Genomic DNA, 13,251 nt, shown 5'->3' on the forward strand with positions numbered 1-13,251 from the left:
GGCACCTTCTTCTGCGTAGAAGAAGGTGCCCTTCTTGACGGTGTGACCGTGGCGGCTACTTGACCGCACCCGCCGTGAGGCCCGACTTCCAGTGGCGCTGGAGCGCGAAGAACGCCACCACCAGCGGCACCAGGGCCACCAGCGAACCCACCATCAGCAGCGGGTAGTACAGGTCCTGATCGGTGCCCAGCGTCTGCCGCCAGTTGTAGAGGCCCAGCCCGACCGGGTACAGGTGGTGGTCGGACAGCATCAGCAGCGGCATGAAGAAGCTGTTCCACCCGGCGGTGAACCCGAACAGGAACAGCGTCGCGAACGCGGGCCGCAGCAGCGGGAACGCCACCTGCCAGAACGTACGCAGCTCGCCCGCCCCGTCGACCCGGGTCGCCTCCAGCAGCTCGTCGGGCACGTACGACCGGCTGAACACCCGGCCCAGGTAGACCCCGAACGGGCTGGCCAGGCCGGGCAGGAATACGCCCCAGAACGAGTTGGTCAGTCCCAGGTCCGAGGACATCAGGTACAGCGGGACGGCGGTGACCGCGTTGGGCACCAGCACACCCAGCAGCACCAGCCCGAACCAGCGCTCCTTGCCGGGGAACCGGAACTTGTCGAACGCGTACCCGGCCAGCACCGAGATCAGCGCGCTGACCAGCGCGCCCACCCCGGCGTAGAGGAAGCTGTTGCCCAGCCAGCGCAGGTAGAGCCCGTCGCTGAAGGTGAACAGGGTGACCAGGTTCTCCCACAGTCGGACGCGGGCCAGTTCGAATCCGCCGGTCCGGTACAGGTCGGCGTAGTTCTTGGTGGCCGACACGAGCAGCCAGGTCAGCGGCAGCATCGTCCACAGCGTGGCGGCGATCAGCACCCCGTTGACGATGCCCTTGGACAGCAGCGGCGGCATGCCGCGGCGGGCGCGGCCGGCGGGGCGGGCGGCCAGCGGCGGGGCGGCCGCGGGACGGGTCAGCGTCGAGGTGCTCACAGCGTCGCGCCCTTCCGGGAGAAGCGGGTGACCGCGAACGAGGCCACGGCCAGCACGAAGGTGAGGATCAGCGAGGCCGCGGCGGCGCCGCCCAGGTCGTAGTGCCGGGTCAGGTCGAAGATGTACATGCTGGGCGTCCAGCCGATGTCGATGCTGGTCGCGGTGTCGCGGACGATGAACGGCTCGGTGAACAGCTGCATCGCGCCGATCACGGTGAACAGCACGGCCAGCACCACCGCGCCGCGGATCATCGGCGCCTTGACCGAGATCGCGGTGCGGACCTGGCCCGCGCCGTCGACGGTGGCCGCCTCGATCACCTCGCGCGGGATCGCCTGCAGCGCCGCGAAGAAGATGATCACGTTGTATCCGGTGTGCTCCCAGATCGCGAGGTTGGCGACCGCGCCGACGGCACCGCTGTCGGAGGTGACCGTGAACGGCAGCCCGATCTGCTCCAGCGCCTGCATCACGGGGCTGAGCCCCGGGGTGTACAGGTAACCCCAGATCATCGCGGCGATCAGGCCGGGCACGATGTTGGGCAGGTAGAGCGCGAGCTGGAAGAAGCGCTTCGCGCGGGCGTACGCCGAGTCGAGCAGCAGCGCCAGCACCATCGCGATGGCGATCATCACCGGGATGTAGACCGCGCAGTAGAGGCCGACCGTGGCGAAGCCGTGCAGGAAGGTGCTGTTGGTCAGCGCCTTGGTGAAGTTGTCCAACCCGACGAAGACCTGCTCCGGCTCACCGCCGAAGCCCAGGCCCGACGTCTGCTCGCGGTGCAGGCTGAGCCAGCCGCCGTACACGATCGGGGCCAGCGTGAAGACGAAGAAGAGGACGAAGAACGGGGCGACGAACAGGGTGGCCACGCCGTACTGGCGGCGGGCGAGCCCGGAGCGGGATGCGGCCATGGTGCGCACCTCCTTTCAAGCGGTACGACGGCGGGGCGGGTGGCGCCGTCGTGACAGCACCACCCGCCCCGGCGGAGGTCAGGACGCGTTGATGCCGCGGCCCTTCAGGTCCTCGATGGTCTTGGCCTGCACCGGGCCGTACACCGCGGGCAGTTGCGCCTTGCCGGTGTTGACCTGCTTGAACTGCTCGCCCAGGCCGTCGAAGACGTTGCGCATGCCCGGACCCCAGCGCCAGCCGGTACGGATGATCGCCTCCGAGGCCTTGGCCACGGCGTAGATGTCTTGGCCGCCGAAGAACTTGGTGTCGAAGTTCTTGGCCGCCACGTCGGCGAGCTCCGGGATCGCGGGCAGCGTGGAGCTGGCGCCGCTGGCCAGGCGGGCCTGGATGCCCTCGGGGGTGGTGGTCATCCAGGTGATGAACTTGATCGCCGCGTCCTTCTTCTTGCTGGTCTTGCTCACGCCGAACGAGGAGCCGCCGACCATCGCCGAGGCCGGGGCGGCCGCGTCCCACGACGGCAGCGCGGTCGAGGCCCACTTGCCGGCCTGGTCGGGCAGGCCCGCCTTGAGGCCGCCCGCGGCCCACGCCCCGCCGAGCTGCACCCACACCTCACCGGCGGCCTTACGCTTCTGCACCTCTTCGGCCGGGATGTTGGTGACCAGGTCCTTGGCGATCAGGTCCTGCCAGTACGCGGCGACCTGCTGCGACTCGGGGGAGTCGATCGAGACCTTCCAGGAGTCGCCCTGGATGTCGAACCACTTCGCCCCGGCCTGCCAGTTCAGCGAGACGAAGTTGGCGGAGTCGGTCTGGTTCCAGTCGGTGATGCGCGCCTTGGGGTTGGCCTTCTTCACCTTCTCGGCGGCGGCCTTGAACTCGTCCCAGGTCTTCGGCACGGCGATCTTCGCCTGCTCGAACAGGTCCTTGCGGTAGAACATGACCATCGCGCCCGCGTCCAGTGGCACGGTCCAGGTCTTGCCGCCGAGGGTCACCAGCTCCTGGATCGGGGCCGGGTACTTCGACTTGACCAGCTCGCTGATGTCGCCAGAGACGTCCTGCAGATTGCCCTGGGCCAGCATGTCGGGGAGCATCGCGTACTCGACGGTCGCCACGTCGGGGGCGTTGTCCGCCTTGACCGCGTTGGTCAGCTTGCCGTACCCGTCGGCGCCGCCCGGGATCTGCTCGAACTTGACCTGCACGTCGGTGTGGGTCTTGTTGAACGCGTCGGTGACCTCCTGCGAGGCGCGCAGCCAGGACCAGAAGGTGATCTCGGTGACCGCGGGCTTGTCCCCGCTGTCGTCGGAGCCCTTGCTGCAACCGGAGGCGACCAGCGCCATGGAGACCATGGCGCCGGCGAGCGCGACGGCTGCCTTCATCGATCGGCGTTTCATGACCGCTCCTTTGCGGGGGGAATGGGATCGTAGCGGAAGTTTTCGCAGTTCAGAGCCCCGGCCCTGGGGCCCGAGTCGGTTGCCGGGGGAGTGGTTCAGATCACCGCTCCTGGCGGAGACCGAAACTAAACCGGTTTCTATGACGACGTCAAGTCACCGTTTCCATCTCGTTGCACTTGGGCGTACGAGTGCGTGTTGACCTCGCTTGAATGTGACGCTACGGTCCTGAATCCGTACAGCAAACGTTTACTAGTGATCGCTTGGAGAGAGCCGTGACGGACCGCCCGGCCGGGCTGCTGGCCATGACGCCCTCGGCGGCGCCGGCCGTGTACCCGCACGATCTGCGCGACCGGCTCTCCGGCACCCTGCGCCTGATCCGGTCCACGCCGGTCACCGACCTCGCGGCGCTCACGACCGACCCGCGACTGGCCGAGGTCGAGGTGCTGATGACCGGCTGGGCCTGCCCGTACCTGAGTGACGGGCTGCTGGACGCCATGCCCAAGCTGCGCGCCGTCATCCACGCGGCCGGGTCGGTCAAGGCGCACATCGGCCCGGAGGTGTTCGCCCGGGGCATCGCCGTCTCGTCGGCCGCCGACGCCAACGCCGAACCGGTCGTCGACTTCACCCTGGCCGTACTGCTGCTGGCCGGTAAACGCGCCTTCGCCCTCGCCCGCCGGTACGCCGAGCACGGCCGGACCGACTTCGGCGTCGAGCGGCGACCGGGCAACGACGGCCGGACCGTCGGCGTCGTCGGCGCCTCCCGCATCGGGCGCCGCGTCATCACCCGGTTGCGCGCGGCCGGGATCCGGGTGCTGGTCAGCGATCCGTGCGTCGACGCGGCCGAGGCGTACGCCCTCGGCGCGGAACTCGTCGACCTCGACGAACTGTGCCGCCGCTGCGACGTGGTGACCCTGCACGCCCCGGCGCTGCCCGAGACGCGCCACCTGATCGACGCGCGGCGGCTGGCGCTGCTGCCGGACGGGGCCATCCTGATCAATACGGCGCGCGGGTCACTGGTGGACCACGAGGCGCTGACCGCGGCCTGCGCCGCCGGGCGCATCGACGCGCTGCTGGACGTCACCGAACCGGAGCCGCTGCCCGCCGGTCATCCGCTGTTCGCGCTGCCGAACGTCTGGATCACCCCGCACCTGGCCGGGGTGCAGGGCACCGAGGTACGCCGCCTGGGCGAGTACGCCCTCGCCGAGCTGGACCGCTTCCTCGCCGGTGTCCCCCTGCTCGGCGCGGTCCACGCCGACCAACTCCCGACCCTGGCCTGATCCACACCCGGTGCCGCGCCGGGCTGCGCCCCGTCGACGCGGGCTCAGGTGGCTGCAGTTTCGGGGAAACTGCGGGAATCAAGGCCCGGATTCGTGCAGTTTCCCTGAAACTGCAGTGATCTTGGCGCGGCGCAAGGCGGCGCAGGGCGGCGCGGCGCAGGGCGGCGGGGCGGCGCGAGCGCGGGCTGCGGTCAGGGGGTGTGGAGGTGGGTGAGGAGGAAGGCGGCGATCTCGGCTTCGTAGCGGGCGTGGGCGTAGCGACCGGCGGGGCCGGTGTGGGCGCCCGCGCCGAGTTCGGTGCGCAGGTACAGCGGGCCGTCGCCGGGGGAGGCGGTGGCGCGCAGGCGGGCGATCCACTTGGCTGGTTCGTGCACCATCACCCGGGGGTCGTGCAGCGCCGCCGTGGCCAGCAGTGGCGGACGCGGCCCGACCGGCGGGTTCTCGTACGGCGAGTACGTCCGCAGCCACTCGAACTCCTCGGCCCGCCGCGGGTCCCCCCACTCGTCCCACTCGTTGACCGTCAGCGGGATGTCCGGGTCGAGCATCGTGGTGACCACGTCCACGAACGCCACCTCGGCCACGACCGCCGCCCAGCGTCCCGGCCGCATCGAGTAGACGGCGCCCTGCAGCAGCCCGCCCGCCGACAGTCCGCGCGTGCCCAGCCGGGTCCCGTCGGCGATGCCGTCGGCGAGCCAGTCGGCGACGGCGAGGTGGTCGGTGAAGGTGTTGGTCTTGGCAGCCAGGTGCCCGTTCTGCCACCAGGCGCGGCCGTTCTCACCGCCGCCGCGCGGATGGGTGAGCGCGTAGATCACGCCCCGGTCGAGCAGGCTTGGCAGCACCGGGTCGAACTCGGGGTCCAGGCAGGCCTCGTAGGCGCCGTACCCGTAGAGCAGGGCGGGGGCGGTGCCGTCCAGTGGGGTGTCGGCGCGCCAGGCCAGGGTGACCGGGACGGCGGTGCCGTCGGGGGCGGTGGCGTGGCGGCGCTCGGTGCGGTACGCGGAAGGGTCGTAGCCGGGCACCCCGTGGCGCTTGCGCAGTTCGCGGGCGCCGGTGCGCAGGTCGACGCTGTACCACGCGGGCGGGTCGATGAGGGACTCGACGCGGATGGTGACGCTGGTGTCGTCGTACTCGATGGGGGTGGCGATGGTGACGCCGCCCGCCGCCAGGCCCGATCCGATCTCGAGCTCGGCGCCGGTGCCGCGGTCGACGGCGCGTAGCAGCGGGAAGCCGTCGCGGCGCAGTTCGCACAGCCAGTGGGTACGCAGGGCGTGGCAGGCGACCAGGCGCTCGCCCGGCCGGGCGGCCAGCAACTCGGTCCAGTGTCCGGCGTCGGGGGCCTGGACCGGCGCGGCGACGACCCGGAACTCGGGTGCGCCGTCGTCGGTGGTGATGATCAGGTGCCCGTCGGTGTGGTCGACCCGGTAGTCGACGCCGCGCCGCCGGGGCACGACCACGGTCGGGCCCGCGTGCGGATGGTGCGCGGGGACCAGGTGCCATTCGCTGGTGTCGCGGCTGCGCGACTCGATCATGATCCAGTGCAGGTCCCGGCTGGCCTGGACGGTCAGGCTGTAGCGGGCGTCGTCCTCCTGGAGCACCAGCATGTCGTCGGCGGCGGGTGTGCCGATGGTGTGCCGCCAGACCTGGTGCGGGCGGTACAGCTCGTCGTGCACGGTGTAGAAGAAGGTGTCCGAGTCGGCGCTCCACGCCCCGGTGTAGTACGTACGCGGCAGCTCCTCCGAAAGGTCCGTCAACGTCGCCAACTGGCGGAACCTCAGTCGGTACACCTCGTCTCCGGTGGTATCCACGGAGTACGCCAGGAGCGTGTTGTCGGGGCTCAGTTCCCGCAGCCCGATCTCGGCGAATCCATCGCTACCGGCGAGAAGGGCGCCATCCAGTAGCACTCGGTCGGAGTCGCCGTCGTGACCGGCTTGTAAGAACTGCTCGTACTCACTACCGGTGACGGTCCGGGTGTAGTAGAAACGTGAACCATGTCTCCAACTGACTGAGTCATCAGTCGGAAGGAGGCGTTGCTCCACCTCGTGAAACACCTCGGTCCGGGTGCGTTCATACCGGCTGGCGGCGGCATCGTGGTACTCGCGCTCGGCGCGCAGGTAGGCGAGAAACCGTGGGTCGTCGTGGTCGCGCATCCACCCGTACTCGTCGGTCCACCGGCGTCCGTGCAGCTCATGCTCGCGCGGTTCGGTCGGGGCGACCGGGGGGACGGCGGCTTCGTGATCTTCGGGATCGTGCGGCATGACCGGGGACCTTACCCGCCACGCCCCCGGGCACCAAGGGAGAGAACCTGATGAGCAGCACCCCTCCTGCTCCAAAGTCCTGGCTGACCAATCAGTCAGTTCGCGGTGTACGCGCCCGGGTGGCGATGGTGGCCGCCGTCGCGCTGGCCGCACTCGGCGCCGTCGCCGCGCCGGCCGCCGCGGACGAATCACCCTCGGCTCAGCCCGGTGCCACCGCGCCGCGCAGCAAGACGAGCTTCGTCATCGGCATCAAGCAGGACATCGACTCGCTCAACCCGTACGTCGGCGTGGTGTCGACCGCGTTCGACACGTACCAGCTGATGTACGACTACCTGACCGTCTCCGCCGCCAAGGACTTCTCGCCCGAGCCGTCGCTCGCGCAGAGCTGGGAGACCTCGGCCGACGGCAAGACCTGGACCTTCCACCTGCACCCCGGCGTGAAGTGGTCCGACGGCGTCGAGCTGACCGCCAAGGACGTGGTCTACACGTTCAAGCGGGCCAAGGAGGACGAGACGGCCAACGGGCAGTACAGCAGCTACGTCGACAACATCACCGACATCACCGCGCCCGACGCCGCGACCGTGGTCATGACCACGGAGAAGCCCAGCCCGATCATGCTGCGCCTGGCCGTGCCGATCCTGCCCGAGCACGTCTGGTCGAAGATCAGCGCCAAGGACGCGGGCACCTTCGCCAACGACAAGGACGTGGTCGGCTCCGGCCCGTTCCAGCTGGCCGAGGCCAAGAAGGGCCAGTTCTACCGGTTCGCCGCGAACAAGTCGTACTTCGGCGGGGCGCCGAAGATCGACGAGTTGGTGTTCACCGTCTTCGCCGACGACTCCGCGCTGGCCCAGGCGCTGCGCCAGGGTGAGATCGACATGGCGCAGGACCTGCCCGCGGCGATCGCCGAGACGCTGCAGGGCAAGCCGGGCATCATCGTCAACGATGCCAAGTACTACGGCTTCAACGAGATCGGCTACAACCTCGGTGCCGCCACCGTCGACGGCAAGGCCATCGGCGACGGACACCCGGCGCTCAAGGACAAGCAGGTCCGGCTGGCCATCGACACCGCCATCGACCGCAAGACCCTGGTCGACAAGGTGCTCAACGGCCACGGCAGCCCGGCCACCGGCGTCATCCCGCCGATCTACGCCGACCTGCACTGGAACCCGGGTGCCGACACCCGCGCCTTCGACCTGGCCAAGGCGAACTCGATCCTCGACGCGGCGGGTTACGCCAAGGGTGCCGACGGCGTACGCGCCAAGGACGGCCGGAAGCTGGAGTTCCGCCTGTTCGGCCGCGACTCCTCGGAGTACTCCAAGCAGACCACCGAGTACGTGCGCTCCTGGCTCAAGGACATCGGCATCAAGGTGACCGTGTCGATCATGAGCGAGGACAACCTCACCACCGTGCTGGGCAAGGGCGACTTCGACCTGTTCGAGTGGGGCTGGGTCGTCGAACCCGACCCCGACTTCCAGCTGTCGGTGATGACCTGTGACCAGCGCTCGTACGAGGAGGACGGCGAGATCGCCGCGGGCTGGTCGGACAGCTTCTACTGCAACCCGAAGTTCGACGAGCTCTACCAGCAGCAGCAGACCATGATCGACCCGAAGGCGCGCGCCCAGGTGGTCAAGGACGCGCAGAAGCTGCTCTACGACGAAGTCGCCTACTCGCTGACCTACTACTACAACCAGTCCGAGGTGTACCGGTCGGACCGGTTCACCGGGTTCGTGCCGCAGCCGAGCCAGGGCGGCATCCTCGCCTTCCAGTACGGCACGCACAGCTACCGCAACATCGAGCCGGTCACCGCGGCCCCCGCCGCCGAGTCCAGTGGCCTGTCCGCGGTGCTCATCGTGCTGATCGTGATGGGCGCGTTGGTGCTGCTGGCGGTGATCATCATGGTGATCGTGCTGATCAGCCGCCGGAAGAACGCGGACGACCGGGAATGAGCAGTGACAGCGGCGGGGCCGGTGCGGTGACGCGCCGGCCCCGCCGGGCCCTGTCGGCCGGGTACGTGCTGCGCAAGCTGCTCTCGGCCCTGGTCATGCTGCTGTTCGTCACCGTCATCAACTTCTTCCTGTTCCGGGTGCTGCCCGGCGACCCGGCCAAGGCGTTCGCCCCGCGCGGGCGCAACGCCGACCCGGAGGCGCTGCGCGAGCTGCGCGATCGCCTCGGCCTCAACGACAACTGGTACACGGCGTTCGGCAAGTACCTGCGCGCGCTGGCCCAGGGCGACTTCGGTGTCTCGTTCAGCCAGCACGCCAAGGTGATCGAAGTGATCGGCGAGCGCATCCTGCCGACGATCCTGCTGTCGGGCACCGCGCTGGTGCTGGCCGCGGGCCTCGGGGTGTGGCTGGGCGCCCGCAGTGGCTGGCGCCAGGGCAGCCGGTTCGACCGGGTCTCCTCCAGCCTCGCGGTCACCTTCTACTCCATGCCGGAGTGGCTGCTGGGCCTGGTGCTGCTGGTGCTGCTCAACAAGTACGGCATCTTCCCGGCCCGCGGCATGAACGATCCGCGCTCCACCCTGCCCGGCGCGGTGGACACGCTGTGGCACATGGTGCTGCCGGTCACCGTGCTCACCATCGTCTACGTCGCCGAGTACTCGCTGATCATGCGGTCGTCCATGCTGGACGAGCGGCGCGCCGACTACCTCACCACGGCACGGGCCAAGGGCCTGCGCGACGACCTGGTCATGCGGCGGCACGCGCTGCCCAACGCGCTGCTGCCGTCGATGACCCTGTTCTTCATGAGCATGGGCTTCGTGGTGGCCGGGGCGATCACGGTGGAGACAGTGTTCTCCTGGCCGGGGCTGGGTCTGCTGACCTATGACGCGCTGCGCGGGCCGGACATCCCGCTGCTGCAGGGCTTGTTCCTGTTCTTCTCGGCCGGAGTGATCATCATGAACCTCGTCGCCGACCTGCTGATGCCGGTGCTCGACCCCCGGGTGCGTACCGCATGAGCACTGCCCGAACCTCCGCCTGGCGCCGGTTCCGGCGCGATCGCGAGGGCCTGTCCGGCCTGATCGTGCTGACCCTGTTCGCGCTGATGGCGATCTTCGCCGACCTGCTCGCCGACCCGGTCGGCCTCGACGTCACCAAGGCGGCGGGCAAGGCGCTGGACGCGCCGTCGTGGGCGTTCCCGCTCGGCACCGACCACGCGGGCCGCTCGGTGCTCACCATGGTCATCCACGGCAGCCAGATCACGCTGCTGGTCGGCCTGGCCGCCACGGTCATCTCGATGGTGCTGGGCACGCTGATCGGCATCACCTCGGGCCACTTCAGCGGGATGGTCGGCGGCACGCTCAACCGGCTCACCGAGTGGTTCCTGGTCATCCCGTACCTGCCGCTGGCGATCGTGCTGGCCACGGTGTTCCCGCCCGCGGTGCCAAAGCTCATCGCGGTGATCATCGTGATCGGCGTGACCTCCTGGTCCGGCACCGCCCGACTGGTCCGCGCCCAGACCATGGCCATCGAGGCCAGGCCCTACCTGGAGCGGGCGCGGGCGCTGGGCGGCGGGCACTGGCACCAGATGACCCGGCACGTGCTGCCCAACGTGATGCCGCTGGTGCTGGCCAACACCACGCTGACGGTCTCCATCGCGATCATCGCGGAGACCACGCTGTCGTTCCTGGGCCTCGGCGACCCGCTGCGGGTCTCCTGGGGCCGCATCCTGGAGCAGGCGCACGACCTCGGCGCGATCGACCTGAACGCCTGGTGGTGGGTGCTGGCGCCGGGCATCGCGGTGGTGCTGGTGGTCCGCGCGTTCAACATGTGCGGCCGGGCGCTGGAGCGGATCCTCGACCCACGGCTGGAGATGTGATGGCGCCCCTGCTGGAGATATCGGGCCTGCGGGTGTCCTACCGCGACCGTGGCATCCCCGTCCCCGCCGTACGCGGCGTCGACCTGACCCTGGCCGCGGGCGAGACGCTGGGCCTGGCCGGGGAGTCCGGCTGCGGCAAGTCGACGCTGGCCAGTGCCATCCTGCGGCTGCTGCCGAGCACCGCCGAGGTGTCGGGGCGGATCGCGCTCAACGGCGTCGACGTGCTCACCATGAGCTGGGGCCAGCTGCGTACGGTGCGCTGGCGCGACGCCTCGATCGTGTTCCAGGGGGCGATGCACGCCCTCAACCCGGTGCGCACCGTCGGCCGCCAGCTGGCCGAACCGATCCTGCTGCACACGCCCAAGACCTCGGCCCGCACCGCCGAGGCCCGGGTGGCGGACCTGCTGGAGCAGGTGGGTGTGCCCGCCTGGCGGGCCGACTCGTACCCGCACGAGCTGTCGGGCGGGCAGAAGCAGCGCGTCATGATCGCGATGGCGCTGGCCTGCTCGCCGCAGCTGATCATCGCCGACGAGCCGACCACCGCGCTGGACGTGATGGTGCAGGCGCAGGTGCTCACCCTGCTCAAGGACCTGGTCCGCGAGCGGGGGCTGGGCCTGATCCTGATCAGCCACGACCTGTCGGTGCTCGCCTCCACCTGCCACCGCGTCGCCGTCATGTACGCCGGGCGCGTGGTCGAGCAGGGACCCGGCCACGAGCTGTTCGCCGCCGCCGCGCACCCGTACGCGCAGGCGCTGGCGGCGGCGTTCCCGGTCATCGGCGACGCCGCCTCCCGCCGCGCCCCGCGCGGGCTGCCCGGCGACCCGCCGGACCCGCGCGACCTGGGCGGTGGCTGCGCCTTCGCGCCGCGTTGCCCGGTCGCGATCGGCGACTGCGTCGAGTACGACATCACGCTGCGCCGCGTCGACGACGCCCGCAGCGCCGCCTGCGTCCACGTGGGAGTGCCAGCATGAGCGAACAGGGTGGCCTCCCCGGCCAGCGGGCGGCCTCGGTGCACCCGGTGATCGAGGCCCGCGGGCTCAAGGTCGGGTTTGGGGCGCCGGTCAAGGGCGTGCCGCCGATCCGGGCGGTCGACGGGGTGGAGCTGTCGGTCGACCGGGGCGAGATCCTGGCGCTGGCCGGGGAGTCCGGCAGCGGCAAGACCACGCTGGCCCGAGCACTGCTGGGGCTGCAGCAGCCGTACGCGGGACAGGTGCTGCACCACGGCAGGCCGCTGAGTTACCGCTCAGCGGGGCTGAAAGCGCTGCGCCGCAAGGTGCAGCTGGTGCTGCAGGACCCGACCGGCGCGCTCAACCCGCGCCGCACCGTGTACGAGGCCGTCGCCGAGGGCCTGCGCATCCACCGGGTGCCCGGCGACGAGCGGGCGCTGGTCGCCAAGGCGCTGTCGCAGGCCGGGCTGCGTCCGGCGGAGCGGTTCTTCGGGCGCTACCCGCACGAGCTGTCCGGTGGGCAGCGCCAGCGGGTGGTGATCGCGGGCGCGCTGGTGCTCGAACCCGAGCTGATCATCGCGGACGAACCGGTCGCGTCGCTGGACGCCTCGGTGCGCGGCGAGATCCTCGCGCTGCTGCTGTCCCTGCGCGACGAGCTCGGGCTGTCGGTGCTGGTGGTGACGCACGACCTCGGGTTGGCGTGGAACATCGCCGACCGGCTCGCGGTGATGTATCTCGGGCGGATCGTCGAGGTGGGGCGGACCGAGCAGGTGCTGGCGGCGCCGAAGCACCCGTACACGTCGGCGCTGATCTCGGTGCTGCCGGAGGCGGGGCGGGCGCCGGTGGTGCTGGTCGGGGAGTCGCCGGATCCGTCGCGGATCCCGGCCGGGTGCCGCTTCCATCCGCGCTGCCCGGCCGTGGCCGACGGGACCGCGCAGCGGGCCGGGATCGCCGCGCGCTGTGCGGGCGAGTCGCTGCCGGTGCTGCCGCTGCACGGCGGCCACCAGGCGGCCTGCCTGCTCAGCCACGTCGGCGACGGCATCGCCGCCGCCGCGAGCGGGACCGCCACCGGCACCCCGCACTGACCACATCCGCTCCGGCCGACCGCCGGGACGTCGCGCGCCTCAGCACTCCACCTAGCATCGACGCTGGCCTATCAGGTGGACGATTCTCGACGATTCGTCTCCTGGATAGGCCAGCGTCGATTGGAAGCTAGTCGGCGCGCTCGAAGAAGCAGACATCCGCGATGTCGGGGTCGCCCAGGACGACCACGATCTCGTCGTCACCGGCCCCCCATTCCGTCTCGGTGCCGCTGTCGAACTCCAACCGCAGCACCTGGTACGGGTTCAGCCGCTCCGGCGGCCCCAGCGTCCACCGTCCGGTGCCGCTGTCGGGAGTGTCCATGGTGTGCTCGTGGAAGCGGCTGGACTCGTTGTCGGCGCAGCCGTCCAGGTGATCGGCCTCGAAGGTGCCGTCGGAGTGCAGGATCAGCCGCGCCCCGCGCTCGCCGTTCCAGATGTCGACGATGTCGCCCGCTTTCAGGTCCGGGGCGAAGCCGATCGGCCCGATCGACCCGCAGCAGCAGGCGCAGCCGCCGGTGAAGACCAGCAGTGCCGTCCAGGCGGCGAGCGTTCGCAGGCTCAGCCGCCGCGTCAGGCGAAGGATGTCGCGCACCCGGCTATCGGATCACGCGGG

The 13,251-nt window shown here is 70.3% G+C and carries 11 protein-coding genes; 6 read left to right on the forward strand and 5 right to left on the reverse strand.

All coding sequences use genetic code 11. The features are described from left to right. Window positions 1-55 precede the first annotated feature (55 nt). The 3 genes from KUA19_RS15920 to KUA19_RS15930 all read right to left on the reverse strand — a co-directional run bounded on the left by KUA19_RS15920 (window position 56) and on the right by KUA19_RS15930 (window position 3,261). A complete protein-coding gene (locus tag KUA19_RS15920; RefSeq protein WP_217396772.1) occupies window positions 56-973 on the reverse strand; it encodes a carbohydrate ABC transporter permease in 918 nt (305 codons plus the stop codon). Next, window positions 970-1,875 (reverse strand): carbohydrate ABC transporter permease, encoded by a 906-nt coding sequence (locus KUA19_RS15925; RefSeq protein ID WP_217396773.1) that lies wholly within the window; start codon window positions 1,873-1,875, stop codon window positions 970-972. Before KUA19_RS15925 ends, KUA19_RS15920 begins: the two co-directional genes overlap by 4 nt. Before the next feature lie 78 nt (window positions 1,876-1,953). Next, window positions 1,954-3,261 (reverse strand): ABC transporter substrate-binding protein, encoded by a 1,308-nt coding sequence (locus KUA19_RS15930; RefSeq protein ID WP_217396774.1) that lies wholly within the window; start codon window positions 3,259-3,261, stop codon window positions 1,954-1,956. Between the two features lie 272 nt (window positions 3,262-3,533). Here KUA19_RS15930 and KUA19_RS15935 point away from each other — a divergent pair, with 272 nt between their 5' ends. Then, complete coding sequence (locus tag KUA19_RS15935; RefSeq protein ID WP_308167464.1) at window positions 3,534-4,538, forward strand: hydroxyacid dehydrogenase; 1,005 nt, start codon at window positions 3,534-3,536, stop codon at window positions 4,536-4,538. 191 nt (window positions 4,539-4,729) lie between these two features. Here the strand turns inward: KUA19_RS15935 and KUA19_RS15940 are convergent, their stop codons facing one another. Continuing rightward, on the reverse strand, window positions 4,730-6,793 hold the full coding sequence (locus KUA19_RS15940; protein ID WP_217396775.1) for a prolyl oligopeptidase family serine peptidase: 2,064 nt from the start codon (window positions 6,791-6,793) through the stop codon (window positions 4,730-4,732). A 50-nt stretch (window positions 6,794-6,843) separates the two neighbouring features. On the opposite strand from KUA19_RS15940, the gene KUA19_RS15945 reads away from it, so the two are divergent. Genes KUA19_RS15945 through KUA19_RS15965 form a run of 5 tightly spaced genes read left to right on the forward strand, consistent with a single transcriptional unit; the run spans window position 6,844 to window position 12,641 of the window. Further along, window positions 6,844-8,739, forward strand: coding sequence for an ABC transporter substrate-binding protein (locus KUA19_RS15945; protein ID WP_217396776.1), 1,896 nt, complete (start codon window positions 6,844-6,846; stop codon window positions 8,737-8,739). Then, window positions 8,736-9,749 (forward strand): ABC transporter permease, encoded by a 1,014-nt coding sequence (locus KUA19_RS15950; protein WP_217396777.1) that lies wholly within the window; start codon window positions 8,736-8,738, stop codon window positions 9,747-9,749. Before KUA19_RS15945 ends, KUA19_RS15950 begins: the two co-directional genes overlap by 4 nt. Then, on the forward strand, window positions 9,746-10,609 hold the full coding sequence (locus KUA19_RS15955) for an ABC transporter permease (protein ID WP_217396778.1): 864 nt from the start codon (window positions 9,746-9,748) through the stop codon (window positions 10,607-10,609). Before KUA19_RS15950 ends, KUA19_RS15955 begins: the two co-directional genes overlap by 4 nt. Continuing rightward, the gene (locus tag KUA19_RS15960) at window positions 10,609-11,580 is read left to right on the forward strand and encodes an ABC transporter ATP-binding protein (protein ID WP_217396779.1); all 972 of its coding nucleotides are present in this window, start codon (window positions 10,609-10,611) and stop codon (window positions 11,578-11,580) included. Before KUA19_RS15955 ends, KUA19_RS15960 begins: the two co-directional genes overlap by 1 nt. Then, window positions 11,577-12,641 (forward strand): ABC transporter ATP-binding protein, encoded by a 1,065-nt coding sequence (locus KUA19_RS15965; RefSeq protein WP_217396780.1) that lies wholly within the window; start codon window positions 11,577-11,579, stop codon window positions 12,639-12,641. The genes KUA19_RS15960 and KUA19_RS15965 overlap by 4 nt, the downstream gene beginning before the upstream one ends. A 127-nt stretch (window positions 12,642-12,768) precedes the next feature. Here the strand turns inward: KUA19_RS15965 and KUA19_RS15970 are convergent, their stop codons facing one another. Further along, window positions 12,769-13,230 (reverse strand): hypothetical protein, encoded by a 462-nt coding sequence (locus KUA19_RS15970; RefSeq protein ID WP_217396781.1) that lies wholly within the window; start codon window positions 13,228-13,230, stop codon window positions 12,769-12,771. Between the last annotated feature and the right edge of the window lie 21 nt (window positions 13,231-13,251).

The organism is Catellatospora tritici (assembly GCF_019083965.1).
Classification (GTDB): domain Bacteria; phylum Actinomycetota; class Actinomycetes; order Mycobacteriales; family Micromonosporaceae; genus Catellatospora; species Catellatospora tritici.

Coding starts and splice junctions, on each gene's coding strand:
- KUA19_RS15925 (WP_217396773.1), bottom strand. CDS start 1,875: ATGGCCGCATCCCGCTCCGGGCTCGCCCGCCGCCAGTACGGCGTGGCC.
- KUA19_RS15930 (WP_217396774.1), bottom strand. CDS start 3,261: ATGAAACGCCGATCGATGAAGGCAGCCGTCGCGCTCGCCGGCGCCATG.
- KUA19_RS15940 (WP_217396775.1), bottom strand. CDS start 6,793: ATGCCGCACGATCCCGAAGATCACGAAGCCGCCGTCCCCCCGGTCGCC.
- KUA19_RS15945 (WP_217396776.1), top strand. CDS start 6,844: ATGAGCAGCACCCCTCCTGCTCCAAAGTCCTGGCTGACCAATCAGTCA.
- KUA19_RS15950 (WP_217396777.1), top strand. CDS start 8,736: ATGAGCAGTGACAGCGGCGGGGCCGGTGCGGTGACGCGCCGGCCCCGC.
- KUA19_RS15955 (WP_217396778.1), top strand. CDS start 9,746: ATGAGCACTGCCCGAACCTCCGCCTGGCGCCGGTTCCGGCGCGATCGC.
- KUA19_RS15960 (WP_217396779.1), top strand. CDS start 10,609: ATGGCGCCCCTGCTGGAGATATCGGGCCTGCGGGTGTCCTACCGCGAC.
- KUA19_RS15965 (WP_217396780.1), top strand. CDS start 11,577: ATGAGCGAACAGGGTGGCCTCCCCGGCCAGCGGGCGGCCTCGGTGCAC.